This window comes from Thioalkalivibrio sp. ALE22, from assembly GCF_000381445.1.
Classification (GTDB): Bacteria; Pseudomonadota; Gammaproteobacteria; order Ectothiorhodospirales; family Ectothiorhodospiraceae; genus Thioalkalivibrio.
This window is the reverse complement of sequence record NZ_KB906513.1, coordinates 42,017-68,009: the sequence shown is the minus strand read 5'-3', so window position 1 is coordinate 68,009 and position 25,993 is coordinate 42,017. Positions and strand designations below refer to the sequence as shown.

25 protein-coding genes, 4 tRNA genes and 1 pseudogene are annotated in these 25,993 nt (G+C 68.0%); 20 read left to right on the top strand and 10 right to left on the bottom strand.

From position 1 onward, the window contains the following. The 12 genes and pseudogenes from F793_RS14040 to F793_RS0112565 all read left to right on the top strand — a co-directional run. Positions 1-129: pseudogene (locus tag F793_RS14040) on the top strand (capsular biosynthesis protein CpsI); the annotation flags it as partial. Then, positions 129-1,988 (top strand): ABC transporter ATP-binding protein, encoded by a 1,860-nt coding sequence (locus tag F793_RS0112615; protein WP_018882777.1) that lies wholly within the window; start codon positions 129-131, stop codon positions 1,986-1,988. The pseudogene F793_RS14040 and the gene F793_RS0112615, both read left to right, overlap by 1 nt. A 34-nt stretch (positions 1,989-2,022) precedes the next feature. Continuing rightward, a complete protein-coding gene (locus tag F793_RS0112610; RefSeq protein WP_018882778.1) occupies positions 2,023-3,108 on the top strand; it encodes a sugar-transfer associated ATP-grasp domain-containing protein in 1,086 nt (361 codons plus the stop codon). A 26-nt stretch (positions 3,109-3,134) separates the two neighbouring features. Continuing rightward, positions 3,135-3,854 (top strand): hypothetical protein, encoded by a 720-nt coding sequence (locus F793_RS0112605; protein WP_018867262.1) that lies wholly within the window; start codon positions 3,135-3,137, stop codon positions 3,852-3,854. Positions 3,855-3,866: 12 nt separating this feature from the next. Continuing rightward, positions 3,867-5,204 carry a phenylacetate--CoA ligase family protein gene (locus F793_RS0112600; RefSeq protein WP_018882779.1) on the top strand — a complete coding sequence of 446 codons (1,338 nt, stop codon included), beginning with the start codon at positions 3,867-3,869 and terminating at the stop codon, positions 5,202-5,204. Continuing rightward, the gene (locus F793_RS0112595) at positions 5,201-6,337 is read left to right on the top strand and encodes a glycosyltransferase (protein ID WP_019592818.1); all 1,137 of its coding nucleotides are present in this window, start codon (positions 5,201-5,203) and stop codon (positions 6,335-6,337) included. The genes F793_RS0112600 and F793_RS0112595 overlap by 4 nt, the downstream gene beginning before the upstream one ends. After that, complete coding sequence (locus F793_RS0112590) at positions 6,334-7,680, top strand: glycosyltransferase family 39 protein (protein ID WP_018882781.1); 1,347 nt, start codon at positions 6,334-6,336, stop codon at positions 7,678-7,680. Before F793_RS0112595 ends, F793_RS0112590 begins: the two co-directional genes overlap by 4 nt. A 75-nt stretch (positions 7,681-7,755) precedes the next feature. Beyond that, the gene (locus F793_RS0112585) at positions 7,756-9,045 is read left to right on the top strand and encodes a nucleotide sugar dehydrogenase (protein ID WP_018867258.1); all 1,290 of its coding nucleotides are present in this window, start codon (positions 7,756-7,758) and stop codon (positions 9,043-9,045) included. Between the two features lie 184 nt (positions 9,046-9,229). After that, positions 9,230-10,444, top strand: coding sequence for a glycosyltransferase family 4 protein (locus tag F793_RS0112580; protein ID WP_018867257.1), 1,215 nt, complete (start codon positions 9,230-9,232; stop codon positions 10,442-10,444). Further along, the gene (locus tag F793_RS0112575) at positions 10,441-11,091 is read left to right on the top strand and encodes a sugar transferase (RefSeq protein ID WP_018882782.1); all 651 of its coding nucleotides are present in this window, start codon (positions 10,441-10,443) and stop codon (positions 11,089-11,091) included. Before F793_RS0112580 ends, F793_RS0112575 begins: the two co-directional genes overlap by 4 nt. Further along, positions 11,088-11,939: an aldolase/citrate lyase family protein gene (locus F793_RS0112570; protein ID WP_018867255.1), complete on the top strand. Its 852-nt coding sequence runs from the start codon at positions 11,088-11,090 to the stop codon at positions 11,937-11,939. Before F793_RS0112575 ends, F793_RS0112570 begins: the two co-directional genes overlap by 4 nt. After that, positions 11,930-12,898, top strand: a complete 969-nt coding sequence (locus F793_RS0112565; RefSeq protein WP_018881386.1) for a D-2-hydroxyacid dehydrogenase — start codon at positions 11,930-11,932, stop codon at positions 12,896-12,898. The genes F793_RS0112570 and F793_RS0112565 overlap by 10 nt, the downstream gene beginning before the upstream one ends. Positions 12,899-12,962: 64 nt before the next feature. Here F793_RS0112565 and F793_RS0112560 read toward each other — a convergent pair whose 3' ends face one another. The 5 genes from F793_RS0112560 to F793_RS0112540 all read right to left on the bottom strand — a co-directional run bounded on the left by F793_RS0112560 (position 12,963) and on the right by F793_RS0112540 (position 15,736). Continuing rightward, positions 12,963-14,963: a nucleoside-diphosphate sugar epimerase/dehydratase gene (locus tag F793_RS0112560; RefSeq protein WP_018882783.1), complete on the bottom strand. Its 2,001-nt coding sequence runs from the start codon at positions 14,961-14,963 to the stop codon at positions 12,963-12,965. 345 nt (positions 14,964-15,308) lie between these two features. Next, positions 15,309-15,384 (bottom strand) — tRNA-Lys (locus tag F793_RS0112555). 16 nt (positions 15,385-15,400) lie between these two features. After that, a tRNA-His gene (locus F793_RS0112550) sits at positions 15,401-15,476 on the bottom strand. 39 nt (positions 15,477-15,515) lie between these two features. Continuing rightward, a tRNA-Arg gene (locus tag F793_RS0112545) sits at positions 15,516-15,592 on the bottom strand. 67 nt (positions 15,593-15,659) lie between these two features. After that, positions 15,660-15,736 (bottom strand) — tRNA-Pro (locus F793_RS0112540). A gap of 172 nt (positions 15,737-15,908) precedes the next feature. On the opposite strand from F793_RS0112540, the gene F793_RS0112535 reads away from it, so the two are divergent. Together F793_RS0112535 and folD are read left to right on the top strand one after the other, a co-directional pair. Beyond that, positions 15,909-16,784, top strand: coding sequence for a GGDEF domain-containing protein (locus F793_RS0112535; protein WP_018867252.1), 876 nt, complete (start codon positions 15,909-15,911; stop codon positions 16,782-16,784). A gap of 107 nt (positions 16,785-16,891) precedes the next feature. Next, positions 16,892-17,755 (top strand): bifunctional methylenetetrahydrofolate dehydrogenase/methenyltetrahydrofolate cyclohydrolase FolD, encoded by an 864-nt coding sequence (folD, locus tag F793_RS0112530; RefSeq protein ID WP_018867251.1) that lies wholly within the window; start codon positions 16,892-16,894, stop codon positions 17,753-17,755. A 31-nt stretch (positions 17,756-17,786) separates the two neighbouring features. Here the strand turns inward: folD and gltX are convergent, their stop codons facing one another. Beyond that, positions 17,787-19,220, bottom strand: a complete 1,434-nt coding sequence (gltX, locus tag F793_RS0112525) for a glutamate--tRNA ligase (RefSeq protein ID WP_018881389.1) — start codon at positions 19,218-19,220, stop codon at positions 17,787-17,789. Between the two features lie 236 nt (positions 19,221-19,456). On the opposite strand from gltX, the gene F793_RS0112520 reads away from it, so the two are divergent. Then, complete coding sequence (locus F793_RS0112520; protein WP_018882784.1) at positions 19,457-19,972, top strand: peptidylprolyl isomerase; 516 nt, start codon at positions 19,457-19,459, stop codon at positions 19,970-19,972. Positions 19,973-19,980: 8 nt separating this feature from the next. Beyond that, a complete protein-coding gene (locus F793_RS0112515; RefSeq protein ID WP_018882785.1) occupies positions 19,981-20,736 on the top strand; it encodes a UDP-2,3-diacylglucosamine diphosphatase in 756 nt (251 codons plus the stop codon). A gap of 285 nt (positions 20,737-21,021) precedes the next feature. Here the strand turns inward: F793_RS0112515 and F793_RS14195 are convergent, their stop codons facing one another. Both F793_RS14195 and smpB read right to left on the bottom strand, forming a co-directional pair. After that, a complete protein-coding gene (locus F793_RS14195; RefSeq protein ID WP_081625924.1) occupies positions 21,022-21,207 on the bottom strand; it encodes a hypothetical protein in 186 nt (61 codons plus the stop codon). Between the two features lie 453 nt (positions 21,208-21,660). Then, positions 21,661-22,140 carry an SsrA-binding protein SmpB gene (gene smpB / locus F793_RS0112510; protein ID WP_018879902.1) on the bottom strand — a complete coding sequence of 160 codons (480 nt, stop codon included), beginning with the start codon at positions 22,138-22,140 and terminating at the stop codon, positions 21,661-21,663. A 197-nt stretch (positions 22,141-22,337) separates the two neighbouring features. On the opposite strand from smpB, the gene F793_RS0112505 reads away from it, so the two are divergent. From F793_RS0112505 to F793_RS0112495, 3 genes are read left to right on the top strand one after another with little or no spacing between them, the layout of a single operon-like run. Further along, on the top strand, positions 22,338-23,696 hold the full coding sequence (locus F793_RS0112505; protein WP_017940349.1) for a sodium-dependent transporter: 1,359 nt from the start codon (positions 22,338-22,340) through the stop codon (positions 23,694-23,696). After that, a complete protein-coding gene (locus tag F793_RS0112500) occupies positions 23,696-24,136 on the top strand; it encodes a type II toxin-antitoxin system RatA family toxin (protein ID WP_017940350.1) in 441 nt (146 codons plus the stop codon). Before F793_RS0112505 ends, F793_RS0112500 begins: the two co-directional genes overlap by 1 nt. Before the next feature lie 28 nt (positions 24,137-24,164). Then, positions 24,165-24,518 (top strand): RnfH family protein, encoded by a 354-nt coding sequence (locus F793_RS0112495; RefSeq protein WP_051074742.1) that lies wholly within the window; start codon positions 24,165-24,167, stop codon positions 24,516-24,518. Between the two features lie 45 nt (positions 24,519-24,563). Here the strand turns inward: F793_RS0112495 and F793_RS0112490 are convergent, their stop codons facing one another. After that, a complete protein-coding gene (locus F793_RS0112490) occupies positions 24,564-24,926 on the bottom strand; it encodes an outer membrane protein assembly factor BamE (RefSeq protein WP_017940352.1) in 363 nt (120 codons plus the stop codon). Positions 24,927-25,024: 98 nt separating this feature from the next. Here F793_RS0112490 and fur point away from each other — a divergent pair, with 98 nt between their 5' ends. Continuing rightward, positions 25,025-25,450, top strand: coding sequence for a ferric iron uptake transcriptional regulator (gene fur / locus F793_RS0112485; protein ID WP_017940353.1), 426 nt, complete (start codon positions 25,025-25,027; stop codon positions 25,448-25,450). Positions 25,451-25,803: 353 nt separating this feature from the next. Here fur and F793_RS14190 read toward each other — a convergent pair whose 3' ends face one another. Next, on the bottom strand, positions 25,804-25,989 hold the full coding sequence (locus tag F793_RS14190) for a hypothetical protein (RefSeq protein ID WP_019592817.1): 186 nt from the start codon (positions 25,987-25,989) through the stop codon (positions 25,804-25,806). Positions 25,990-25,993: the final 4 nt, after the last annotated feature.

Here is a 25,993-nt window from a genome sequence, read left to right as displayed (position 1 = left end):
GTGCCGGACACCTATGCCGATGTCGAGGCCCTGCGCGAGGATGTGGGCTATGCCCCGGCCACCCGCGTGGAAGACGGCATCGCCCGGTTCGTGGACTGGTATCTGGGGTATTACCGGGCGGCCGCCTGATGGGCGTCTACCGCAAGACCCTGCAACTGCTCACGCCGGCAGAGAAACGCCGCGGGGCGCTGGTGCTCGGCATGATGATGGTCATGGCGATGCTGGAAACCGCCGGCGTCGCCTCCGTGATGCCGTTTTTGTCCGTGCTCGGCAACCCGGAGCTGGTCGACACCAACCCGGTGCTCAACCTGCTCTACACCCGCCTGGGTTTCACCTCGGTGGATGCGTTCATCTTTGCCCTGGGGGCTGCCGCGTTCGGGCTGATCCTGTTCTCGGCGATCTTTCGCACCCTGACGCACTTCGCGATGAACCGCTTCATCGAGATGCGCCGCCACAGCCTGGGGAAGCGCCTGCTGGAGACCTACTTGCGTCAGCCGTATGCGTTCTTCCTCAACCGCCACAGCGGCGACATGGCCAAGAGCATCCTGTCGGAGGTCGACCAGCTGGTGCTGAACGTCTTCCGCCCCGGGATCACGATGATCGCCTACCTGGTCGTGACCTTCGCTATCGTGACCCTGCTGGTCATCGTGGACCCCTGGCTGGCGCTGGGCGTCGCCGTGGTGATCGGTGGCGTTTACGGCACGATCTTTCTCTTGGTGCGGGGACTGCTGGGGCGCATCGGGCGCGACCGTTCGCGCGCCAACAAGGAACGCTTCACCGCCGCCGGCGAGGCCCTGGGCGGCATCAAGGACATCAAGCTGCTGGGTCGCGAACACGCCTACCTGGCACGCTTCGACGCGCCCTCCAGGCGCCAGGCCCGGCATCAGGCCACCAACCAGACCATCGCCCAGGTCCCGAAATTCCTCATCGAGGCGATCGGCTTCGGTGGCATCATCGCGCTGACCCTGATCCTGCTGCACACCCAGGGCGGGACCGGAACCGACTCGCTCGGCGAGATCCTGCCGATCCTCGGCCTGTATGCCTTTGCCGGCTACCGCCTGCTGCCCGCCGCGCAGCACATCTACGCGGGCCTCGCCAAGCTGCGCTTCGGCGCCGCCGCCGTGGAGAGCGTCACCGACGACCTGCGCGAGCGCGAGGCGCTGGCGGAACTGCATCGCCAAGCCCCGCAACCCCTGTCCCCGCGCGAGTCGATTCAGCTCAAGGGCATCGACTACACCTACCCCGGTGGCCACCGCCCGGCGCTGCAGGCCATCGACCTGGAGATCCCGGTCGGCAGTTCGGTCGGGATCATCGGCACCACCGGATCCGGCAAGACCACGCTGGTCGACGTGCTGCTGGGACTGCTGCGGCCGACACAAGGCGACATCCTGGTGGATGACCAGCCAGTCACGGATGCCAACCTCCGTGCCTGGCAGCAGTCCCTGGGCTACGTGCCCCAGGACATCTTCCTCACCGACTCGACCGTCGCCGAAAACATCGCGCTGGGGATCCCCGCCGCACGGATCGACCATGACCAGGTCGAGCGCTGCGCGCGCATGGCGCAGGTCCACGAGTTCATCGTCCACGACATGCCGGAGCAATACGCGACCATGGTCGGCGAGCGCGGCGTGCGCCTGTCCGGCGGCCAGCGCCAGCGCATCGGCATCGCCCGGGCGCTCTATCACGATCCCGACGTCCTGGTCTTCGACGAGGCGACCAGCGCCCTCGACAACGCCACCGAGCGCGCCGTGATGGAGGCGATCGAGTCCCTGGCCCGGAGCAAGACCATCATCCTGATTGCGCATCGCCTCAGCACGGTTCGCGCCTGCGATCAGGTCGCCCTCCTGGAGCGCGGGTCGTTTACCGCCGTGGGCCGCTTCGACGACCTCGTCACCGACTCGGACTCCGAGTCCGAGTCCGAGTCCGAAACCGGCACGGCGCCGGCCCGATCCATTCCCACTCCCGCCGCCTCCGGCACGCATGGCTAGACCCATGGCATCGCGGCGAATCGAGGAACAGCCTGTGACACACATCCAGTCCCAGCCCCTGCAGATCAAGAACAGCGGGCGCATCGCGCAGACCATCGCGCGGGCGGTCCACCTGCGCCACCTGCAGAAGTCACGCAAGATCGCGACCCAGTGGCGCGAGAAACTGATCCGGGCGCACGGCGAGTCCGTGGTAACCCGAGCGGTCCTGCAACGGATCAAGCGCTACGCCGCCCGGACCTACGGCCACGAGTCCTGGTGGCCATGGCTGGCGGCCTATACCGAAGTCCGCCGCGAGTTCGTCGAGGGCTGGATCGGCGACGACTACTACACCGAGCACCTCAATCCGCTCTGGAACCGCCAGGACATCCGTCGCCTGAGCGGGCTCAAGACCATGGACTCGCGCCTGTTTCCGGACAGCGTCGTGCCGCCGGTCTTCGTACGCGTGGGGGGGCAGTACCTGGATGCCCGGGGTACACCGGAATCGCTGGCGGCGGCCCTGGACCGACTCGAAGCCGGCAGGACCTACGTGCTCAAGCCGGACGAGGGACGCCAGGGCCTTGGCGTGACCTTTGCGCCCGCCAACCGAGTCGGCGAGGAACTCGCGCAGATCCCCGGCAACTGCATCGTGCAGCCCCTGATCGAGCAGCACCCGGACATCGCGCGCATCAATGCCAGTTCGGTCAACACCCTGCGGGTGCTGACCTTTCTCGATCCGGAGTCCGGCGAACTGCGCATCCTCAATCAGTTCCTCCGCCTCGGGCGCGAGGGACAGCGCACCGACAACGTCTCCACCGGAGGCTATTTCGTCGGCGTCGACGGCGATGGCTGGCTGGACGGCCACCTGCGGGATCCGGTCTGCGTCAGCATCGGCTCGGTCCACCCCGACAGCGGGGTGGATGTGAAGGGCCTGCGAATCCCGGACTTTGCCGCCGTGCGCGAGCTGTGCCTGAACGCCCATCGCCGCATCCCCTATCTGCGCTTCATTGGCTGGGATGTCTGCATCCAGGCCAGTGGTGAACCCGTGATCCTCGAATGGAACGCGGAACAGGTGGCCTGGTCGCGCAACGAGTCCTGCTTCGGGCCGCTGTTGCCCTCGGTCCCGCGCGGCTATCCGCGCTGATCCGCCACCGCCATCAGGAGAGCGACATGAACCCGACCAAACTGCTGTGGACCGGCGGCTGGGACTCCAGCTACCGCCTGCTGGATCTGGCCCTGTATCAGGGCCGGAGGGTACAACCCGTCTATGTGCTGGATCCGCGCCGGAAGTCCTATGTCTACGAGCTGCGGGCAATGGCGAAGATTCGCGCGGGCATCGAAGCCCGCACCGAGACCCGCGGACGCGTCGCGCCGGTGCGGGTCTACCTGCGCAGTGACATCCTCGAGGACCCGGAGATCACCGGGCTCTATCACCGCCTGGCCAGCGAGGTGCATGTCGGTACGCAGTACGACTGGCTGGCGCGGCTGTGCGCCCAGGAAGACCTGCGAGACCTGGAGCTGTCGCTGACCGGACACGAGGCCGGAACCGAGTTGCAGGAACGTTTGTTCCGCAACCCGCAATACGGGGACTTCCGCTTCCGCGAGGACGACTTCGCCTGGGAGCTGTTCCAGTACTACCGCTTTCCCCTGCTGTCGGTCACCAAGGAGGCGATGAAGTTCGACGCCGAGGCCAAGGGCTTCCTGCCCCTGCTCGAACAATCCTGGTTCTGCCACTCGCCGATCCTGGGTCGCCCCTGTGGCCACTGCCAGCCCTGTCGCTTCTCGCGCGAGTCGCGGCGCAGGATCCAGTATTCGCGTCTGGGCCCGATCCTGGACCTTGCCCGCCGAGCCCGCTCCGGCCTGCGCTCGATGCGCGCGGCCGGCGCCTGAGACGCGAACATCATGTCCCTCGCCTTTGGTGCCCTTCTCCCCTGGCTGTCCGGGCCGCGCGAGTTTGCCGCGCTGCGCCGGGCCGAGCGGCTGTCCCTGCCCGCCCTGCAGCGCCTGCAGGCCGAGCGGCTTGCACGCCTGCTGCTCCAGGCACGCGACGACGTGCCGTACTACCGCGAAATCCTGCCGGATGCGGACACCATTGCGGCCGATCCGGTGGCCAGCCTGCTGTCGCTCCCCATCCTGGACAAGGACACGATCCGCCGCGGAGGCGCGCGCCTGCGTTCGCAGCGGCCGCGGCCCGGGCTGCGGCGCAACACCTCGGGGGGATCGACCGGCGAGCCCGCCACGTTCTATCAGGACACCGCCTATCGCCGCTGGGGTCGCGCCACCAAGGCCCTGTTCGACGCATGGACCGGCTACCGCCCGGGACAGCACAAGGCCGTGCTGTGGGCCGCTTCGCGCGACCTGAGCGCGGGGGGCGGCGCGCGCCGCCTGGCCGAACGCCTGAAAAACCGGACCCTGCTCAACGCCTACCGCATGGATCCGGCGACGCTGGACGCGCACCTCGAGGCCCTGCGCGCGGCGCCGCCTGCCCAGCTCCAGATCTATGCGGAGAGTGGCCACGAACTGGCGCGGCATGCCCTGCATCGGAGTATCCGTGTCCAGGGGATCGGTAGCGTACTGAGTTCGGCCGGCACGCTGTTTCCCGATATGCGCGAGACCATCGAGAGGGCCTTCGAGGCCCCGGTGTTCAACCGCTACGGCTCGCGCGAGGTCGGCGACATGGCCTGCGAATGCGAGCGTCACCGGGGCCTGCACGTGAACCCCCTGACGCAGTACCTCGAGATCCTGGACGACCAGGGCCGCCCGGTGCCACCCGGCACCCCGGGGCGGGTTGTCGTGACCTCACTCACCAACTACAGCATGCCCCTGCTGCGCTACGCGATCGGCGATCTGGCGAGCTGGGCCGGCGAGCCCTGCGACTGCGGCCGGGAGTGGCCCTTGCTCGAGGGCGTATGGGGGCGCGTGACCGACCACATCCGCGGCGCCAATGGCGCGGTGGTCTTCGGCGGGTGGCTGCGCCAGTTGCTGTACCCGGAAGACTGGATCGGGCAGTACCAGTGGGTCCAGCACGCCGAGGACCACATCCGGCTGCGCCTCGTCCCGGTCGACAGCGCCACCGATAGCACGCGCGAACGGGCCCTGCACCGGCGCCTGGAACCCGTGATCCGCGAACACCTCGGCGCACAGACGCGACTCGCCATCGACCGCGTCGACACGATCCCGCCATCCCCCAGCGGGAAACACCTGCATGTGGTCAGCGAGCTGTCGGAGAACCGGCCGTGAGGATCCTGCATGTGATCAACGGGCTCGGTCAGGGCGGCGCGGAACGCCAGCTGGGGAACCTGCTGCGGGCCGCGCCGGAGTCCGGCGCGGTGTTCGCGCTCAAGGAGCCCGGCGTGATGGCCGGCGATATCCGCGCGCACGGTGTTCCGGTATATACCGGCGGCCTGCGCAATCCCCTGTCCCCGGGATGGATCGCGGCGCTGCGCCGGGCACTGGCCGCCTATCAGCCCGATGGCGTGATGGGCTGGATGTACCACGGCAATCTGGCCGCGTCGCTGACCCGGCGTCTGGGCCACCGGGGCCCGGTGTTGTGGAACGTGCGCCACTCGATCCACGACCTGGCACACGAGAAACGCGGGACCCGCTGGGTCATCCGTACCGGCGCATGGCTATCGCGGTATCCGGCACGCATCGTCTACAACAGCGCGACCGCGGCCGCGCAGCACGAGGCCCTGGGGTTTTCCGCGGCGCGGCGCGTGGTGCTGCCGAATGGCTTTGATCTGGAACGTTTCCGTCCGGACCCGGAGGCCCTCGGGGGGCTGCGCGCGCAACTGGGTATCGGCGCGCAGCCCTGGCTGCTGGGCATGGTGGGGCGTGCCCATCCGATGAAGAACCATGTCGGGCTGGTGGCGGCCCTGGCCCACCTGGTCCGTGCCGGAATGGACGTGCACTGCGTGATGGTCGGTACCCGCGTCTCCGCGGACGACCACCCCCTGGCCCAGGCCATCCGCCAGCACGGGATGAACCGGCATATCACGCTGCTTCCGTCGACCCCCGAACCCGAGGCCCTCTACCCGGGCCTGGATCTGCTGGTGCTGCCCTCGCGCTGGGGCGAGGGGTTCCCCAACGTCGTGGGCGAAGCCATGGCCTGCGGCGTACCCGCCGTGGTCACGGATATCGGCGATGCCGCCACGGTCGTCGGGGAAACCGGTTTTGTCTCCGCGAGCCCGGAGCCTGCGAATCTGGCCGCTGCCATTGGTCAGGCGGCAGATCAGGGGCGTGAGCGCCTGCGCGAACTGGGGGGCGCGGCGCGTGAACGCATGCAGGCGCATTACGCCCTGGATGCCGTGAGCGCGCGCTACCAGGCCCTGTTCCTGGGGGCCCGGGCGGATACCGCGCCCGTCTCGCCATGAGCTATACCTCGATCCCGTTCACCTTCATGGAGCTGCTGCTGGCGGGCAGCTTTCTCATGCTGGTGCTGGTCGCGGTGCTGTGGACCGGGCGCACCCGCAAGGGCTACCTGTGGCCGCTACTGGCGGCCTTCGGGGCGCGCATCGGCGCCGCCCTGGTGCAGCGCTTCCTGTCCCCCCTGCCCCAGGGTGGCGCCGATGCGATCAGCTTCGAGCGCCGGGCCTGGTTCTGGGCCCAGAGCGGCTGCGGGAATCTCGGCGATCATTTCAGCATGGGCAGCTCCTACCTGCACAGCTGGCTGATTGCGAACGTCTACGCCTGCGCCGATCGCGCGCCCCTGGCCTTCCAGGCCGTGAACATCGCCCTGGGCATGCTCACCGTCTACCTGATCGCGCGCATCGCCGAACAGCTCTGGGACCGCCAGGCCGCGGTGCGTGCCGCCTGGATTGCCGCCCTGTTCCCGATCCTGATCGTGAATGCCGCCGTGCCGCTGCGCGAGGTGTGGTTCACCGCCTTTTTCCTGCTCGGTGTGCTGTGGCTGGTGCGCTGGGTACAGAGCCAGCGCACCGGGTTCCTGGTGGCCGCCGTCGGGGTGCTGCTGGCCTCGGCGATCGTGCATGGCGCAGCGGTGTTTGCGATCGCGGGCATCGCGGTGGTGCTGGTCGGCTGGTCGATCAGGGAATTCCTGCGCGCCTCGGATCTGGGGCGCATCCGACCGGGCCTGCTGTTCGGCGGCGTCCTGCTCGGCTCGGCCGGTGTCATGGGCTTCCTGGTGATGGACGACATGCGGTTCTCGTCCATCGGCCAGCTGGGCGATGTGATGGAGCAGACGGAGACCCTCGACCAGCGCGCCGAACGCAGTGCGCGCGGTGGAGCCGCCTATCCGTCATTCCTTATCCCCTCCAACGACCTACAGGCGCTGGTCCTGACCCCGATCCGCATGGGCTATCTGCTGTTTGGCCCGCCGCTGTGGGAGGTGCGCTCGCCGGTCCATCTCGTTGGCATGCTGGAGGGCCTGTTCTACTTGTCCCTGGTCCTGCTGCTGGCGCTCTACCGCCACCACTGGTGGCAACGCCAGGACTTCCGCCTGCTGGTGGTGATCTTCGTCGTACTCACGATCATTTTTGCCTGGGGCACCAGCAACTTCGGCACCGCCGCCCGCCACCGGGCCAAGTTCCTCGGGATCCTCATCGCCCTGGCGGCGGGCCTGGCCGGGCGCCACCTGTGGCGCCGGGAACGGCTGCAACGGCTCACCGGCGGGCACCAGGCGGCCGAAGAGACGGCCCCCGACCCGCCGGAACCCTCCAGCGCGGGCCTCCCGCGCCCGCGCCGGGCCGGGCCCTGATTGCCCGCACGCGACCCGCGCGTACCCGCCCCGCTCGCGGGGCCCCAGCTACACACCTGCACAGGAGATTCGAAGATGGTGGAATTTGCGGCACCGGACGCCCCGCGTCTGGCCATTATTGGTCTGGGTTATGTCGGCCTGCCCCTGGCGGCCGAATTCGGCCGTGTCCTGCCCACCCTGGGCTTCGACATCGACACGGGCCGCGTCGAGGAATTGCGCGGCGGGCATGACCGGACGCGCGAAGTCTCGCGCGAGGAACTTGCCGGCGCCGAGCACCTGGACCTGACCGCGGACAAGGAGCGCCTGCGGGAATGCAACGTATTCATCGTGACGGTACCCACCCCGATCGATGCCCATCGGCGTCCCGACCTGGGCCCGCTGCTGGCCGCCAGCCGTACGGTGGGCCGCGCCCTGAAATCGGGGGACGTGGTGATCTACGAGTCCACGGTCTATCCCGGCGCCACCGAGGACGACTGCGCCCCGGTGCTGGCCGCGGAATCCGGCCTCGAGCTCAACCGGGACTTCTTCCTCGGTTACAGCCCGGAGCGGGTCAATCCCGGCGACAAGGAACACCGCATCCCGGACATCGTGAAGGTCACCTCCGGATCGACCCCGGAGGTCGCTGCCTTCGTCAACGCCCTGTACAGCCGCATCATCCGCGCCGGCACCCACCCGGCCGCCAGCATCCGCGTGGCCGAAGCGGCCAAGGTGATCGAGAACACCCAGCGCGATGTAAACATCGCCCTGATCAACGAACTCGCCATGCTGTTCGAACGCCTGAACCTGGATACCGAGGCGGTGCTCGCGGCGGCCGGCACCAAGTGGAACTTCCTGCCGTTCCGGCCCGGCCTGGTGGGCGGGCACTGCATCGGCGTCGACCCGTACTACCTGACCCACAAGGCCCAGGCCGCCGGCTACCACCCGGAGATGATCCTGGCGGGAAGGCGCACCAACGACGGCATGGGCGGCCATATCGCCGACCGCACCGTCAAGGCCATGATCCGCAAAGGCTTCCCGGTCGTGGGCTCGCGCATCCTGGTCCTGGGTCTGGCCTTCAAGGAGAACTGTCCGGATCTGCGCAACACCCGGGTGGTGGACATCATCCAGGACCTGCACGGCTATCACGCCGAGGTCGAGATCTGGGATCCGTGGGTGGACGCGGCCGAGGCCCGTCAGGAATACGGACTGGAACTCCTGCCCGACTCACCGGACCCGGGCCGTTACGACGCGATCATCCTCGCCGTCCCCCACCGCGAGTTCATCGACCTGGGCCCTCGGGGCCTGCAAAGGTTCGCCCGCGAGCGAGCCGTGATCTTCGACGTGAAATCGGTGCTCCCGCCGGAGGCGAGTGACCTGCGTCTATAAACGCTGAATCCCTTTCATCCGCCATTGTCTTTTCGGGGTGTCTCGCACACTTTAGGCGCCCCGAATCATGGCGCTAACCCATTGTCCTGTTTACCTTTTGTGCTCGTAAAAACGGGCTTCCGAGAGGCCCGGCCATCGCCCCCCGTCCACACGGCGATGCTCCCTCGAACCAGGAGCTCAACGCATGCAGGAAACCGAACACCGAAGGGTTGCAGCCTCGCTGCGCGAGCAGCGCCACGCTACGGCACAACCGGCCCCGGAAACCCGGGCTCGCGAACGCGGCGGCATCGATCTTTTGATCATAGCCGCCAATGCCCGCTCGTTGATCGCCAACCGGGGCGACCTGATCCGCGAGATCCGGGCTCGAGGGCACACCGTCGCGGCGGCCGTCCCGCGCAAGGACTACCTCCCGGAAGTCGAGGAGCTGGGCATCCCGATCTACCCCTTCGATCTGGGCCGAACCGGGATCAACCCGATCGCGGACCTGCGGACCACCATCGCGCTGGCTCGCCTGATCCGCCGGCTGAACCCGGAAGCGGTGTTCAGCTACACCGTCAAGCCGGTGGTGTACGGCTCCCTGGCCGCGCACTGGGCCGGGGTCCCGCGGGTGTACGCGATGATCACGGGCCTGGGGCATGCCTTCACGACCGAGTCGTGGCGCACACGGGTACTGCGCGCGATCAGTTCCCGCCTGTACCGGGCCGCGCTGGCGCGCTGCGACCGGGTGTTCTTCCAGAATCCGGACGACCTGCAGGACTTCCTCGACCGCCGGATCCTGCCCGATGCCGACCGGGTGGTCCGGATCAACGGCTCCGGGGTGGACGTGCAGCGCTTTGCGCGCCAGCCCCTGCCCGAGGGCGAGGCGCTGTTCCTGTTCGTCGGGCGCCTGCTGACCGAGAAGGGCATCGTCGAGTTCGTGGACGCGGCCCGGCAGGTGCACGCGCAATACCCCAACGCCCGGTTTGTCGTGGTCGGCCCCCACAACCCCGACCTGCCCCATTCGATCCCGGCCGAACAGGTCGAGGCCTGGAAGCGCGAGGGCATTGTCGAGTTCGCCGGCGGTGTTGCCGATGTCCGTCCCTGGCTCGAGCTGGCCTCGGTCTTCGTACTGCCCTCCTACCGCGAAGGCACGCCGCGCTCGGTGCTGGAGGCGATGAGCGTGGGCCGTCCGATCGTCACCACGGATGCCCCCGGCTGCCGCGAGACCGTCCTGGATGGCGAGAACGGCTTTCTTGTCCCGCCGCGAACCTCCGCGCCCCTGGCCGAGGCCATGCAGCGGTTTCTGGATGACCCGTCCCTGCTTGCCCGCATGGCCAGGGCCTCGCGCGAGCGGGTGGAAGCCAAGTACGAGGTGGGTCAGGTCAACCGCGTCATCCTTCGATCCATGGAGCTCTCATGAACGCGACCCTGAAACGGCTGTTCGACATCCTGGCCAGCCTGGGCGCCCTGCTCGCGCTGACACCGCTTCTGCTGCTGATCGCAACCGCGATCCGGCTGGACAGTCCCGGACCGGTCCTGTTTCGCCAGCGGCGCATTGGCCTGCACGGCCAGCCGTTCCGGGTGCTCAAGTTCCGCACCATGGTCGATCGCGACCCGGACGCGATCGACCAGCACCAGGAGCAGGTGGTCAGTGCCGGCATCGATCCGCGCATCACCCGCGTGGGTCGCCTGCTGCGCGCCACCAGTCTCGACGAGTTGCCGCAGCTGTGGAACATCCTGCGCGGCGACATGAGCGTGGTCGGCCCGCGCCCCATCCTGCCGGAGCAGGTGGAGGTCGTCCCGCCCTCCTACGCCTCGCGTTTTGATGTACGTCCCGGCCTGACCGGGCTGGCCCAGGTCCGGGGCCGGCGCACCCTGGGCTGGATCCAGCAGCTGGAGGCTGATACCGAGTACGCCGCGCGTCACCACCTGCTGTACGACCTGGGCCTGATCCTGAAGACGGTCCACGTGGTCCTGACCGGCCAGGGGATCTATGGCGAGGCCGGCGTCAACTGGCGCACGTATCGCGATTCGTTGCGTAACCGACAACAAGGGGACACGAAATGACTTCGACCCTGAAACACATGTTCATCACCGCCTCCGCCGACGCCGCCCGTCAGGCCGAGGCGGCCGGGATCGCACGGATCTTTGTCGACATGGAGACCCGGGGGAAGGCCGAGCGCCAGGGCCACCTGGACACCCACAAGGCCCGCCATACGCTGGACGATGTCCGCCGACTCTCCGACGCGTTAACAAGGGCGGAGCTGATGGTTCGTATCAATCCGCCGGCACCGCAAACGCCCTCGGAGGTCCGCCAGGCCATCGAGGCCGGCGCGGACCGGCTGATGCTGCCGATGTTTACCCATCTCGACGAGGTCGCCCGCTTCCTCGATGCGGTGGGCCAGCGCGTGCCGGTCACCCTGCTGGTGGAGACGCCGCAGGCCCTGATTCGTCTCCCTTCCTACCTGCCGCTGCTGGGGCCGCGCGACCAGATTCATGTGGGCCTGAACGACCTCAGCCTGGCTTCCGGTCTCGACTTCCTGTTCGAACCGCTGGCCGGCGGCATGCTCGAGACCCCCGCTGCCCAGTGCCGCGAGGCCGGCGTCGCTTTCGGCTTTGGGGGCGTCGGGGCTGTGGGCAAGGGGGAGATCCCGGCGGAATCCATCCTCGGGGAGCATGTGCGCCTCGGGTCCGAGTGGGTGATCCTCTCGCGGGCGTTCCGCGAGGGGGTCAGTCAGGACGACCCGGCCAAGGGGGCCGCGCGGCTGCGCCACGAACTGGAACGCCTGCGGGCGGCGGAACAGCGCTTTCGCGCGGCAAGCCCGGAACAGCTGCGCAACAACCGCGACGCGGTGCGCGAGCGGATCTTCCGGCTCGCGGCCCGGCTGCACAACCGGAGTCGCGCATGCGCCTGAGCCAGATCCTGTTCCTGCAGAAACCGGAGGTACTGCGGGAACAACAGGCCGCCATCGAGGCTCACCTGCACAAGGCACTGCCCAGCACCACCCTGACCTTCGCTGCCGCGCCGGAATCCGTCCCCAAAGGACTCGCGGTGGACGCCGTGATCGCCCCCACGCTTCCCTGGCTGCCCGAGGCCCTGGAGCGCCTGGCGCGTTATCGCTGGATTCATTTCCTGTCGGCCGGAGTGGAACGCATCTGGGACATGCCCTTTCCGAAGGAGGACCTGCTGCTGACCAAGAGCAGTGGCGTACATGGCCCCCCGATGAGCGAGTACGCAATCGGCGCGATGCTCTACTTTGCCAAGTCCTTCGACCGCTTCAACGCACAAAGCCGGGAAAGCCGCTGGGAACGCTGCTGGCTCGGAGAACTGACCGGCCGCACGGCGATGGTGCTCGGCATGGGGCACATCGGTGCGCAGGTCGCCCGACGCGCCCGGGCCTTCGACATGCGCGTGATCGGCGTGCAGCGCAACCCGCGGCCCCACGAGGACGCCGACGAGGTCATCGCGCTGGACGCGGTGGACGAACACCTGCCCGAGGTGGACTACCTGGTCGTATGCCTGCCGCTGACACCCGATACCCGGCACCAGGTCGGCCCGTCCCAGTTCCAGTACCTCAAGCGCGGCGCAGTCCTGGTGGACATCTCGCGCGGGGGCGTTGTCGATCAGCAGGCCCTGACCCGGGCGCTGGATGCGGAACAGCTGCGCGGGGCCGCCGTGGATGTCTTCGAGCAACAGCCCTTGCCGGCCGAATCGCCGCTGTGGAACCGTGCGAATGTCCTCGTCACGCCCCACGTCTCGGGCACCTCGCCGCACTACATGGACCGCGCCCTGGAGATCTTCGTCCGCAACGCCCGCGCGCTGGTACAGGGCATGGACCCGGCCACCCCGGTCGATCGCAGCGCCGGTTACTGACGCCTGCACGCCCCCGGGGTTGGCAACCGGCGCGGGGGCAAAGCCCAGCGCGGCCAGGCCGGCCTTACCGGGAGACCGGCTCCACCGTTCGTGCGTAGGCCACTGCGGCGGGGTGCGCCGGGGTCGGGGCGACCGGGCGGGGGGCGTATGCCGGTGCCGGCGCCCGGTGGCTGGCTTGTTCCTCGGTTCCCGGCCGGTACCCATCCACCACACGGCACACGGTCTCGAACGCGGCCCGGGCATCCCGCTCGCGGTCGGCCCGCTCAAGCGCTGCGAGCGCCTGGGCCAGCACCTCGCTCGCCACACAGGTCTCGCGCGCGCGCATGATCTTGGCGTGATCCGTCGCCTCCACGTTCTCTCCGATCAGAAGCTCCTCATAAAGCTTTTCGCCGGGACGCAGACCGGTACAGGTGATGGCCACGCCCTCACCCCCCGGGGCCCCGTCCTCGCGGACCTGGTGGCCATGCAGGCGAATCATGCGCCGTGCCAGATCGATAATTCGGACCGGTTCGCCCATATCGAGCACATAGACCTCGCCCCCCTCGGCCATGGCCCCGGCCTGAATCACCAGTTCCGCCGCCTCGGGGATGGACATGAAGTAGCGGGTGATCTCGGGATGGGTCACGGTCACCGGCCCCCCTTCGCGGATCTGGCGGTGAAACAGCGGGACCACCGAGCCGGAAGAACCGAGGACATTGCCAAACCGCACCATGGAGAACACGGTCTCGTTCTGGTGCCGGGCACGATCCTGCAGCACCAGCTCGGCCAGGCGCTTGCTCGCACCCATAATATTGGTCGGACGCACGGCCTTGTCGGTACTGATCAGGATGAAGCGTTCCACCCCTGCGGCGATCGCGGCATCCGCGACCGTGGCGGTCCCCAGCGTGTTGTTGCGAAGGCCCTCGAGTATGTTGCCCTCGACCAGCGGCACATGCTTGTAGGCAGCGGCGTGATAAAGGGTCTGCACACCGTGGGCGCGCAGGACCTCGTCCACTCGCGCCCGGTTGGCAACCGACCCGAGCGCGGCATGGACCGCCACCTTCGTCGGCATCCTGGAACCGCGCTCCGCAAGTTCCTGCTCGATCCGGTACAGCGCAAACTCGTTGCGCTCGAAGAGCACCAGCGCCGCCGGCTCCAGACTCAGGATCCGCCGGCACAGTTCGGAGCCGATCGACCCCCCCGCGCCGGTCACCATGACCACTCGACCCCGGATACTCCGAGCCAGTAGTGCCTCGTCGGGCGGGACCGGGTCACGCCCGAGGAGATCCGCGATATCGAGGTCCTCGAGCTGATCCAGTGGCGCCTGCCCCGACACGACGGCCTCCAGCGAAGGAACCGACTGGACATGCAGGGGATAGGGTTCCAGCCATTCGAGGATGCGGCGACGGTCGGCACGACTCGCCGAGGGCACGGCCAGCAAGGCCCGGCCGACCCCGCACTGGTCCACGAGCGTCTCCAGGGCCGCGGGCCCGCATACCGGGATATCGTCGATCGCACGCCCCTGCACGGCCGGATCCTCGTCAATGAACGCCACCACCCGGAAGCGCCCACTGGACTGCAGCCCCGACGCCAGCTGTATACCCGCCTCGCCGGCACCAAAGACCACTACACGTTCGCTACCCGAACGCCCGTCGGAGACCGCCTGGTACCAGCTACGCACCAGAAACCGCCCCGCGGCCACCAGGGCGAAGGCGAGCAGGAAAAAATTCACCGATACGGCCCCGAAAAACCCCGGGGTCTGCGTCAGCTCGGTGGACGCCCAGACCATCACCGCGAGCGCCAGCACGCCGGTGATGATGGCCCGAAACGCCCGGGCCCCCATGAAGCGCACGACGGTGCGGTAGAGCCCCAGCCGGGCAAACACCAGGATCCCCACCGCCGAAACCAGCGGGAACAGCCACCAGGCCTCGACCATCATCGCCGGCAGCGGCTGACCCGTGCGAATCACGAAGGCCAGCCACAGGGCGAGAGGCAGCATGGCGGCATCCGCCACAACCATCAGTCCCTGCTTCGCGCCACGCGGCAGCTGCAGCAGGTTGTCAAGACTACGATCCAGTATCGCCATCTCGTGGCCTCCCTCTGATCATCCATCGGATCGCGGCCCGAACACCGGCTCCTTGATGCCGCTGTTCACCGCAAGCGAGAAGGGAGGCTACCAGCGCACTCACGGACCATCTGGGGGGAGAATCACGCTGTCCGGGATCCGACTGAGGGCAGCGTCACGCTATGGAGACAACCCCGGGAAACGGGCCGGCACAGCGCCGGTTTCGAACCGCTACACCGCGGGAGACGGACGTTTCAGGCAGGTGCCCCGCGACTGAAAAAGGGAGAACGATGTCCCGACACGCACCCACACGGGCTCGAGACCGCTTTCTCAAGCAGCACCGACGACAAGGATACGAGGAAGAAATGGTGGGCCGTGTAGGAATCGAACCTACAACCAATGGATTAAGAGTCCACTGCTCTACCAATTGAGCTAACGGCCCCCGGAACAAAAGGGGATGGGGTGACCGATGGGACTCGAACCCACGACAACCGGAGTCACAATCCGGGACTCTACCAACTGAGCTACGGTCACCACCGTGTCACTGTACAGCTACTTTCGCGAAGGCGGCCCTGGCGCGCCCGGCAGGACTCGAACCTGCAACCGTCGGCTTAGAAGGCCGATGCTCTATCCGGTTGAGCTACGAGCGCGTTACCGCCGAGCATTGGGGCCATGGCGCCTGATTCGAACCTGCCTGCAAGCCTTGGCCGGGAGCCATGGTCGGGGTAGAGGGATTCGAACCCCCGACATCCTGCTCCCAAAGCAGGCGCGCTACCAGACTGCGCTATACCCCGTCGAGCCGTCCCCGCAAAAAGGGCCTACACAGCGAGCGCAGGATGGTAGCGCCGGAAGAGGGGACCGGTCAAGGAAAAGGGGGAAATTTCGACCTGGCTCGCCCCCGGCAGCCGCCTGTCGTGGTAACGTCAAACCGAATCGTACGCAAGGCCGCGTCGCAGGGAGAAACGGATGCTCGACTGGGTAGCCAGTACGGCCATTGTGCTGGGGGCGGCAGGCCTTCTGTACGCCCAGTGGAAGCTCGCCCAGCTCCTGCGCCAACTGCCGCAAAGCCGCGTGCGTACGGGCTGGAAGATGATGGCCTTCCTGGTCCCGGTGTTCACCCTGGGCTATTTCGGCTACATCCCGTTGAACTGGGGCCTCTACCAGGGCCTGCCGGACCTGCTGGTCCCGGTGATCTTCCTGCTGGGCGGCTGTTTCGTCTGCACCGTGGTCGGCCTGACCTACAGCTCGGTGGAAAAGATCCGCCGCGTCACGCGGCTGGAGCATGAATCCATCACCGACCCGCTGACCGGTCTGTTCAACCGGCGGCACATGGATCGCCGGCTGGAAGAGGAGGTCTCCCGCGCGCGGCGCTACGGCCAGCCTCTCTCCCTGGTGATGCTGGACATCGACCAGTTCAAGCCGATCAACGACCGCCTCGGTCACCTGATCGGCGACTACATCCTGACCACCCTCGCCGAACGCATGCGACTGGTACTGCGGCGCTCCGACCTGGCCGCGCGTTTCGGCGGGGAGGAATTCGTCGTGATCGCCCCGCATACCGACCTCGAGGCGGCCATGGCCCTGGGTGACAAGCTGCGCAACGCAATCGCCGGTACCCCGATCACCCTGACTGGGCACCAGGCGGCCCCGCCCTGCGCCCCGGACGAACTGACCGTCACCGTCAGCGTCGGCATCGCCAGCCTCGCCAGCGACCCACAAGCCAGCGAGACCGCCGAGACCCTGATCGCCCGTGCCGACGACGCGCTCTATCGCGCCAAGCAGGACGGACGCAACCGTTGCGAGGCCAGCCCCGCCACAACCAGCCTCTCCGCGGCGCTGTAACGGATTCTTCCGGCGTCCGCCGACAACACGGATTCCCGCCCGCGTCGGCTTGAGCGCCCGCCCCCGCCATGGGAAGATCGCGGGCATTCCTTCCAAGGCGAGACCCCATGACGGCCCAGCTCATCGACGGACGCGCGATCGGACAAAGCCACCGCGCACGGATCGCGACCGAGATCGAATCCATGACCGCCCGCGACCTGCGTCCGCCGGGTCTCGCCGTGGTCCTGGTCGGGACCAACCCGGCCTCCGAGGTGTACGTGCGCAACAAGCGCAAGGCCTGCGAACAGGTCGGCGTCGTCTCGCACTCCTACGACCTGCCGGCCGGCACCCCGCAAACCGACCTGCTGGCGCTGATCGACCAGCTTAACGCCGACCGCACCATCGACGGCATCCTGGTCCAGCTGCCCCTGCCCGACCACATCGACCCGGAAACGGTGATCGAGCGCATCTCTCCGGCCAAGGACGTGGACGGCTTCCACCCGTATAACGTCGGCCGCCTGGTGGCGCGCGTGCCGCGCCTGCGCCCGTGTACGCCCTGGGGCGTCATCCAGTTGCTGCGCCACATCGAGGAGCCGTTCAAGGGCCGCACCGCCTGCGTGATCGGCGCCTCCAACATCGTCGGGCGCCCGATGGCCCTGGAGCTGCTGCTGGCCGGCGCCACCCCGACCATCTGCCACCGCTTCACGCCGGACACCGCCGCCATCGCCCGCCAGTCCGACATCGTCGTCGCGGCCGTGGGCAAACCCGGCCTGGTCAAGGGCGACTGGATCAAGCCGGGGGCCACGGTCATCGATATCGGCATCAACCGCCGCGACGACGGGACGCTGACCGGGGACGTGGAGTTCGACGCCGCCGCCGAGAAGGCCGCCTGGATCACGCCCGTGCCGGGCGGCGTCGGCCCGATGACCGTGGCCATGCTGCTGGACAACACCCTGCGCGCCCGCGCCTTCGGGACCCACGAAGCGGGCTGACGACGCGCCCCGGGCCCGCCCAGGACCCCACTCAACCGGCCGCGGCAATCTCCTGCGCGGCCCGCAGCCGCGCCCGCACCCGCTCGCGCCCCAGATACTCCCAGATCCGCGGCAGCTCCGGGCCAAAGGTCTGCCCGGAGAGGGCCGCGCGCAGCGGCATGAACAGCTTGCGCCCCTTGGCACCGGTCGCGGCCCCCACGGCCTTGGCCAGCGCCGGAAAGTCCTCGGCGTCATCCAGCGCCGCCAGCGCCGCGCCATAGAACGCCGCCTCGGCCCCCGCCAGCTCCTGGCGGGCGCTGTCGCTGTAGGGCATCGGGTCAGCCGCGAACGCCGCCACCCACACCGGCGCCTCGGCCGCCCGGCTGATGTTGTCCCGCAGCAGGCGCGCCAGGGCCGGCCGCTCGTCGGCGGCGACCCCCTCGAGCACGCCGGCCGCTTCCAGATAGGCCTGCAGTGACTCGTCCGACAGCCCGCGCAGGGCCTCCGACTGCCAGTGCTCCAGCTGCTGCGGATCATGCCGGGCCGCGCTGTGCCCGATCCGCTCGCGGCTGAAACCGGCCGCCAGCGCCTCGGCCGAGAGCAACTCGTCCGACTCGAAACGATGCCCAAGCCGCGCCAGGTGGTTCAGGATCGCCAGCGGCAGGTAGCCATCGGCGCGCAGCTCCTCGACACTGGCGGAGCCGTTGCGCTTGGACAACGGCGCCCCGTCCTGCCCCATCACCAGCGGCAGGTGATGGTAGGCCGGCGTCGTCAGCCCCAGCGCCTCCAGCAGCAGCATCTGGCGCGGGGTGTTGGCGATATGGTCCTCGCCGCGCACCACGTCGGTTACGCCCATCAGAGCATCGTCGATCGCATTGGAGAAGAAAAAGGCAGGCGTGCCGTCGGAGCGGCGGATCACGAAATCGCCGATCTCATCGGTCCGAAAGCTCACCGGCCCGCGTACCCCGTCCTCGAAACGGACCGTGCGGCCCAGCGGAACGCGAAAGCGCAGGGTCGGCTTCTGCCCCTCGGCCTCGCGGCGCGCCGCCTCCTCCGCGCTCAGGTGGGCGCAGGTCCCGGGATAGCGCGGCGGCTTGCCCTGGGCGCGCATGCGCTTGCGCCCGCGGTCCAGCTCGGCGGCCGAGCAGAAGCACGGATAGGCCAGCCCCTGATCGATCAACTGCCGGTAATAACCCGCGTAGAGTTCGCCGCGCTCGGATTGCGCGTAGGGACCGGCGTCACCCCCAGCGCCGAAGCCCTCGTCCCAGTCCAGGCCCAGCCAGCGCAGATCGCGCTGCAGGGCCTCGACAAACTCCGGCCGCGAGCGCTCGGCATCGGTGTCCTCGATCCGCAGCAGGAAACGGCCGCCGCGCGACCGCGCCAGCAGCGCACTGAACAGCGCGGTGCGGACGTTGCCCAGATGCAGCAGGCCGGTGGGGCTGGGGGCGAAACGGGTTCGGGTCATCGTGTTCGTCATCGCGCGCATGGTAGCGGAGCGCCCGCGGCCTCACCAGCGCCGCCCCGCGACCTCCGCCCGCGCGCTCCGGGCGACGCGCGATTGAATGCGCATCCTCCGGGTGCGCCTGCTGGCAGGCCCCGCCGGTGGCGGGTACCATGCCCCCCTCGAATTCCCCGGAGGTCAGAACCATGCAGCGCATCCGCACCCGGCTTGCCATTGTGCTGGCCACCGCCCTTCTTGCCCTACTGCTTTCAGGAGCCCCCATGGCCGATACCAATCCGCAGGTCGCGATCGAAACCAACCATGGCCGCATCGTGCTGGAACTCAACGCCGAAGCCGCCCCGGAGACGGTCGCCAACTTCATGTCCTACGTGGATGACGGCTTCTACGACGGCACGATCTTTCACCGCGTGATCCCGGGCTTCATGGTCCAGGGCGGCGGCTTCGACAAGAACATGAGTCAGAAGTCCGCCGGCGAGCCGATCCGCAACGAGGCGGACAACGGCCTGAAGAACGAGGTGGGTGCGATCTCCATGGCCCGCACCCAGGATCCTCACTCGGCCACCGCGCAGTTCTTCATCAACGTGAACGACAACGACTTCCTCAACCACACGGCCCCGAATGCGCAGGGCTGGGGTTATGCGGTCTTCGGCAAGGTGACCGAGGGCATGGACGTCGTGCGCCAGATCGAGTCCGTACCCACCGGCCGTTCCGGCATGCACCAGGATGTGCCGCAGGAGCCGGTCGTGATGGAAAGCGTGAAGCGCATCGAGGACTGAGCCACCCCGTGGCTTCGAGCGCGCCGGCCCTGGTCATCTCCGACCTGCACCTGGATCGCGAGCCCGGCCCCCTGCTGGAGGCCGCACTCGCCTTCCTGAAGGGACCGGCGCGCAGTGCCTCGGCGCTGTACATCCTCGGCGACCTGTTCGAATACTGGGTGGGCGATGACGCCGGATTCCCGGCCGCTGAACAGCTCGCCGAGGCCCTGCAGACACTCGAGATCCCGGTCGCCTTCATCCATGGCAACCGGGATTTTCTCGTGGGCCCGGACTATGCCGCCCGCGCCGGGATGCAGCTGGCGCCCGAGCCATTGCATGCGGCCCTGCCCTGCGGGCCCGCCGTGCTGCTGCATGGCGATTCCCTGTGCACCGACGACACCGAGCACATGGCCTTTCGCCAGCAAGTACGCGGCGGCGAATGGCAGCGGGCGTTCCTCGCCCATCCGCTGGAGGAACGCATCCGCCAGGCCGAGGCCATGCGTGCCACCAGTCGTGACAACAGCCGGATGAAGGCCGACGCCATCATGGACGTGAATGCGAACGCCGTGGCCGATACCTTCCGCGACGCCGATGTCCCGCTGATGATTCATGGCCATACCCACCGCCCCGCGATCCACGACCTGGCGGTCGATGGTCAGCCGCGCCAGCGCTGCGTCCTGCCGGCCTGGGACGAGCACCCCGGCTACCTGGAGGTCGCGGCGACCGGCCCCGTCCTGCGCGAGCTGGACGGCTCGCCCTACCCGGCGCACCTGCTGCACGCCTGAACCACGCCCTTCGCGCTGTTGCCCGGCTCGCTCCGGTTCGTCGTCGGTGTTTCCGGTGGATTCGTTCGACCGCCTGCCTTGTTGTGGCTAGGCCTGGTTCGGCATCGGGTGTTTACGGTGGCTCCGGTCCGCATACTGCCTGGCGCTGACTCGCCAGCGCGCCCCGAGGCACTTTCTTGCTTGCCCAAGAAAGTGCCCAAAGAAGGGCACCCGGATTTCGCCCGGGAACCTCGCTCCGGACGCGCTGGGCCGGCGGCGCTGAACTCGCTGCGCCTTCGGCTCCGCTCAGACATCCAGCGCCTTCTTCCGGCCCATCACGCCCTCCGCGAGGGGCTCCATACGGGAGGGGAAGGTCAAAACCGAACGTGTCCCCACGTTTGCGCCTAACCATAGGCAACGCCGTCCGAAAGCCCCCGGCGCCCGCGCCGCGGGCGCGGCACGCAACGGCCGAAGGCCGAGCGTGCCCAACATGTCCGAAGACCTAGCCACCCTCCACTGGCACGACCGTCGGGACGGCTGTTGTCTTGACCTTGAACCCCCGTTGTCGTCGCGCCGAGCGGAGAGGGTTTTCGCGGGATTAGAGGCGCTGGATGTCTGAGCGGAGCCGCAGGCGCAGCGAGTTCAGCGCCGCCCGCGAAAAGCCTCGGAGCGAGGGAACCCCCGGCCCGCGCAGCGGGCCGGGGTCGCGGCAGTCGGGCGTGTTTCTTGGTGACTTCTTTGCACGAGCAAAGAAGTCACTCGGGGCGCGCTGGCGAGTCAGCGCCGGGCAGTATGCGGACAGAAGCCACCGTAAACACCGAGCGGCGAACCAGGACCAGCCACCACGAGGCAGGCGGCCGGACGAAGGGACCGTAAACGGCGAGGGACGGGGCCGGGGCGACCGGCGCGAGCCGGAACGGGGACGGCGGGCGGGGTGCCGCGGCGTTAGTTGTGCTTCAAAATCCGCGCCCGCTCGCGCTCCCAGTCCTTGTCCTTCTTGGCGGCGCGCTTGTCGAATTCCTTCTTGCCCTTGGCCAGCCCGATCTCGAGCTTGGCGCGGCCACGCTTCCAGTACAGGGCCATCGGTACCAGGGTGTAGCCCTTGCGTTCCACCGCGCCGACCAGGCGGTTGATCTCGGAGCGGTGGAGCAGCAGCTTGCGCGTGCGGCTGGGGTCCGGGTTGATATGGGTGGAGGCAGTGGGCAGCGGGGTGACGTGGGCCCCGAACAGGAAGGCCTCGCCGTTGCGCAGCAGCACGTAGGCCTCGCTCAGCTGCGCGCGCCCGGCGCGCATGGACTTGACCTCCCAGCCCTCCAGCTCCAGCCCCGCCTCCAGGCGATCCTCGATAAAGAAATCGTGGCGCGCCTTGCGGTTGAGCGCGATGGTGCTGGAGTTGTCGCCGCCTTGTTTCTTCTTCTTTCCCATAACCCGCGCAGTGTACTGCAGGCGGCGCGGCGAAGCAGTCGGCATGGGCCTGCATCCGTGGTGAAAGTTGAGCCTGAGGACCCGCTGCCCCACAATTCCGGCGGACTCGGCGACGCGCTGTGCGCCCGGGCCCGGGCGCTGCCCGGGCGCGATGGCCGCGCACACGCCTTCCGTCTCCGCTCACAAAGGAGCCACTGATGCCTGCCACGACCTCGATCCACGGGCAATGGACGACCCGCCTGGCCTTCATCCTGGCGGCCACCGGTTCGGCCGTCGGCCTCGGCAATATCTGGCGCTTCCCCTATATCGCCGGCGAGAACGGCGGCGGGGCCTTCGTGCTGGTGTATCTGGGCTGCATCCTGCTGATCGGCCTGCCGGTGATGATGGCGGAGATCCTGCTGGGGCGGCGCGGGCGCCAGAGCCCGATCAACACGATGTCCGCCCTGGCGCGCGAGGAGGGGCTCACGCGCGCCTGGGGGATGATCGGCTGGATCGGGGTGCTCGCCGGGTTCCTGATCCTGTCCTTCTACAGCGTGGTGGCCGGCTGGTCGCTGTCGTACGTCTTCAAATCGGGCACGGGCGGCTTCCTCGGGCTGGACGCGGACGGTTCCGAATCGATGTTCGGCAACATGCTGGCGGACCCGGAGGCGCTGCTGGCCTGGCACACCATCTTCATGGTGATGACGGCGATGGTGGTCGCGCGCGGGGTGCAGTCGGGCCTGGAGAAGGCGGTGACGATCCTGATGCCACTGCTGTTCGTGATGCTGGTGGTGATGGTCGGCTATGCAATGGTCGAGGGGCAGTTCTTCGCCGGCCTGCAGTTCCTGCTGTATCCCGATTTCTCCGCGCTGTCGGCGAACGCGGTGCTGCTGGCGATGGGCCAGGCCTTCTTCACGCTCAGTCTCGGGATGGGCGCGATCATGATCTACGGCAGCTACCTGCAGAGTGAGGCGTCCATCGCGCGCACCTCGGCGGCGGTGGTCGGGGCGGATACCCTGGTGGCGATCATGGCCGGGCTGGCGATCTTCCCCATCGTGCTCGGGGCCGGGCTGTCGGCCGAGCAGGGGCCGGGGCTGATCTTCGTGACCCTGCCGCTGGCGTTTGCCGATATGCCGGGTGGACTGTACTTCGGCACCATGTTCTTCGTGCTGCTGGTGTTTGCGGCCTGGACCTCGGCGATCTCCATCATCGAGCCGGCGGTCGCCTTCCTGGTCGAGAACATGGGTCTGACCCGGGTGATGGCGACCGCGATGATCGCCATCGGGGCCTGGTTCCTGGGGATTGGCGCGCTGCTGTCGCTGAACGTCTGGTCCGACTACACCCTGTTCGACATGGGCATCCTGGACCTGCTGGACTACGTGACGGCCAACATCCTGCTGCCGCTGGGCGGCTTCCTGATCGCGATCTTCGTGGGCTGGCGGATGACCGAGCGCTCGGTGCAGTCCGAGCTGCGTATGAAGCACCCGGCGCTGTATCAGGTCTGGTACTTCCTGGTGCGCTTCGTTGCTCCGGTCGCGATCCTGTTTGTCTTCCTGCGTGCGGTGGAGTTGATTTGATGGCCTCGAAGATTCGCCGCTACGCGGATGTGCCCTACACCCAGGAGCAGATGTTCAATCTCGTGAACGACGTCGATGCCTATCCGGAATTCCTGCCGGGTTGTCGCAGTGCGTCGGCGCGCCCGCGCGGCGAGCACGAGGTGGAAGGCACGATCGAACTGGCCAAGGGCGCGTTGCACAAGTCGTTTACTACCCGCAATACCCTGAAACGCCCGGAGAGCATCGACATGCGCCTGGTCTCCGGACCATTCCGGCGACTGCACGGGACCTGGACCTTCAGCCAGGTGGAGGGCGGCAAGACCCGTATCGCCCTGGAGCTGGAATTCGAGTTCGCCAACCGCATCATGGCCTTCGCGATCGGGCCGGTGTTCAACCAGATTGCCAATTCGCTGGTCGATGCCTTTGTCCAGCGCGCGCGCGAGGTCCACGGTGCCGGATAGTCCCGTGGCCCCGGCCGCCGCGGACGGCATGATCCGCGTGGAGGTGGCCTATGCGCGGCCCGACCGCCAGGTGATCCTGCCACTGGTGGTGCCCGAGGGCACCACGGTGGATACCGCGCTGCGCCAGTCCGAGATCGAGCTGCAGTTTCCGGAGATTGATCTGGAGAATGCGAAGGTCGGGATCTTCGGCAAGATTACCCGGCGCGACACCGTGCTGCGGCCGCGTGACCGTATCGAGATCTACCGTCCGCTGATCGCGGACCCGAAGGAGGTGCGCCGCCAGCGCGCCGGAAAGGGGCGCAAGAAGAAGCCGGGCAAGGGCGATGCGGAAGCCGGGGGCGAATCGAAGAAGGACGCAGGGCCGGAGAACGCGGAGGAATAGCGAGAGCCCTGTGAGCCCGCGGCACTTCGGGGATGCGGGCGAGCGTCAGTCGTTGTCCATGTCCACCGGGTGCTCGTCCAGCGCGACCGGCTGCGGGATGTCGGCATCCACGTGGCTGACCACGCCGTTCGCAAAATGCACTGTGACCCGCTGGCGCTCGGTCGCCCCGAAGCCCGGGCGGCGGTAGTAGACGTAGTCCCAGCGCTCATCGGCGCGGAAGGCGGGCTCCAGCTGGGGCGACCCCATCAGGAAGCGGACCTGCTGCGGCGTCATGCCGGGCTGGATCTGCGCCACCTGGACGGGGTCGATCACGTTGCCCTGTTGTACATCCAGACGGAACTGGTTGAGGCCGCCGCAGGCGCTCAGCAGGCTTGCGGCCACGGCGATAGAAATGAGAATCTTGATCATCTGAGCGGGCGGTCCTCGGCGTCTGGTGGGCCGTGAACGCGCATGGTACACCAAAGCGTCCCGCCGCTCTCAAGCGGATCGGACCGGGAAAACAGGCAATGGAAACCAGTAATCTCAAGAAGGCGGGACTCAAGGTCACGCTGCCGCGGATGAAGATCCTCGAGATCCTCGAGACTTCGGAGACCCGGCATCTGACGGCCGAGGCGATCTATCGCGAGCTGCTCGAATCCGGCGAGGAGATCGGCCTGGCCACGGTGTATCGCGTGCTGACCCAGTTCGAGGCGGCCGGGCTGGTCTGTCGTCTGCACCTGGAGGGCAATCAGGCGGTGTTCGAGCTGGAGCGTGGTGGCCACCATGACCATATCGTGTGCAACCAGTGCGGGCGGGTCGAGGAGTTTTTCGACGAGACGATCGAGCGGCGCCAGCGCGAGGTGGCCCAGCACCACGGTTTTTCCATCAAGGATCATGCCCTGGTCCTGTACGGCGACTGTAACGACCACGCCTGTCCCCACCGCCCGGCCTGACCGCTATCGGTGTTTTACTCACCGCGGACCGGCTGGCACCGGTTCCGCCGCGGGTGTGCAGTAGCTTCCGATTCGGCTGCTTGCCTTTTTGTGGCTGGCCCTGGTTCGGCCTCCGGAGTTTAAGGTGCCTTCGTCCGGCCGCCTGCCCTGTGGTGGCTGGTCCTGGTTCTGCATCCGGTGTTTACGTGCCTTTGGTCCGCATACTGCCCGGCGCTGACTCGCCAGCGCGCCGCGAGGTCCTTTCTTGCTTGCCCAAGAAAGTACCCAAAGAAGGGCACCCGGATTTCGCCCGGGAACCTCGCTCCGGACGTGCTGGGCCGGCGGCGCTGAACTCGCTGCGCCTTCGGCTCCGCTCAGACATCCAGCGCCTTCTCCCGGCCCACCACGCCCTCCGCGAGGGGCTCCATACGGGAGGGGAAGGTCAAAACCGAACGTATCCCCACCTTTACGCCTAACCATAGGCAACGCCGTCCGAAAGCCCCCGGCGCCCGCGCCGCGGGCGCGGCACGCAACGGCCGAAGGCCGAGCGTGCCCAACATGTCC